Origin of the sequence: Vibrio sp. Vb0304, from assembly GCF_033338995.1 — a bacterium.
In the GTDB taxonomy this organism is placed as follows: Bacteria; Pseudomonadota; Gammaproteobacteria; order Enterobacterales; family Vibrionaceae; genus Vibrio; species Vibrio alginolyticus.
The window spans coordinates 1-1655 of the sequence record NZ_JAWOTT010000087.1; the positions used below are offsets into that span (position 1 = coordinate 1).

Below are 1655 nucleotides of genomic sequence, written 5' to 3' on the forward strand. Positions count from 1 at the left end.
TTTCGACGCCAATTTTGTGGTTGAGCAAGTGAACTTCCTCACTACCGAAAACCCAAATCGTTGCAGCCAACCGCAAAAACCGACGCGTGTATTTGGCAACGAGCCGTCTTGGTCGGCCAGTTTTGAAGCCAATACGCTTAAGTTCCAAGAGATGGGTAAAACCACCGAAATGCTGTCTATTCAAAGCAGTCAACTGCAGCCGCGCCAACGCACTTATAGGCTTGATGATGGTGAACTACGCATGACGGAAAACCTCTGTTCAGACACCATGAGCGACTCTTTATATGGCTGGAAAGCAACACTCAAACACGATGGAAACACTTACCAAGGGTGTGGCATGGCAGCGAACGTTGATGCAACGCTTAGCTGGGCAAATACCTATGTAGCCACCTCAACGCAATCACAAGGTTTTGAGGTGCAAATGACCTTAAACCCTGACCACAGCGCCACGACGAGATACAGCTACTCAAACGGTCAAGACCCATTAGTGGAACGCGGCTTCTGGCAACAGTTGAGCCCATCGCAAGTTCAAGTTGTGATGACCCACCACCAGCAACAACGTTTGATGTCTGAGCGACTCTTTACGCGCGAAGGCAATCAACTCAAAGCCACCAAGGAAAAAGTGGGCAGCATGGTGTACCCGATCGCCGATGGTGGCTTAGTGCTTTACCCAGCAACCGTTCGTGATGCAGGCGTTCAACAACCGGCGACGAAGCGTGCAGACCAACCTATCGGCAGTGCTGACATCCCATCCAGTGCCGATTTCGATTCCAAAGTCGATGCTGCGGTACGTAACTACTTCTTCATCCATCAAACCGACCCAAGCAATAACCAATACCGCTGGTTAACGTACGATCTCAATGGTGATGGTAATGAAGAACTGCTGGTTCAATTGGATTGGTGCGGCTCAGGCGGTTGTACGCTCTTGGTGTTCGAAAACCATGAAAAAGAATGGCGCTTCAACAGTCGAATTACACTGGTAAGAAGTCCAATGATGCTCGGCCAACAAACGTCGCACGGTTGGCGCGACCTGATTTTCGATGTTAGTGGCGGCGGCGCAACACCAGCAAAACATGTCATGCAATACACTGGCGTAAGCTACCCTCTGAACCCGAGCATGGCACCAACAGCCACACCAGAACAAATCAGTGGTGTTCGTCTGTTCTCGGATGGTATTAGCCCAGTGCGTGAAGGGGTTCGACTGTAATGTCACAACCGTGTCCCCATTGCGGTTTTCAGTTCAACTGTATTTGCTCGCTGGTGCCGAAACTCACCAGCAAGCACAACATACTGCTATTGATGCACCCAAATGAGCTTACTCGTGACACCAATACGGGCCAGCTATTACAGCATTGCCAACTCAACGTCGAGCAAGCAATCTGGGATCGCAAACAACCACCAGCAGAGTTGCTCACTCGCTTGGCTGATCCTTCGCTGTACCCGGTGATTCTATTCCCAAGTGAAGAAAGCATCACACTCGAACATGTGGAAATGCAAAGCCAGCAACAAGCCAAAATGCCGCTGTACATTATTTTGGATGCCACCTGGCAAGAAGCACGCAAGATGATCAATAAGAGTCGCTGGTTAGAAGGTATCCCTACCATGGGACTTTCCGTACTCGCCGATTCTCAATATCAACTGCGACGTAATCAGCA

2 protein-coding genes are annotated in these 1655 nt (G+C 50.0%); both read left to right on the forward strand.

The features are described 5' to 3' along the window. Nucleotides 1-1207: hypothetical protein (locus R7P35_RS23975; protein WP_318092830.1), on the forward strand; the 1207-nt coding region annotated here is incomplete at its 5' end. Further along, the coding region (locus R7P35_RS23980) for a tRNA-uridine aminocarboxypropyltransferase (protein WP_318092831.1) at nt 1207-1655 on the forward strand (449 nt) is incomplete at its 3' end. The genes R7P35_RS23975 and R7P35_RS23980, both read left to right, overlap by 1 nt.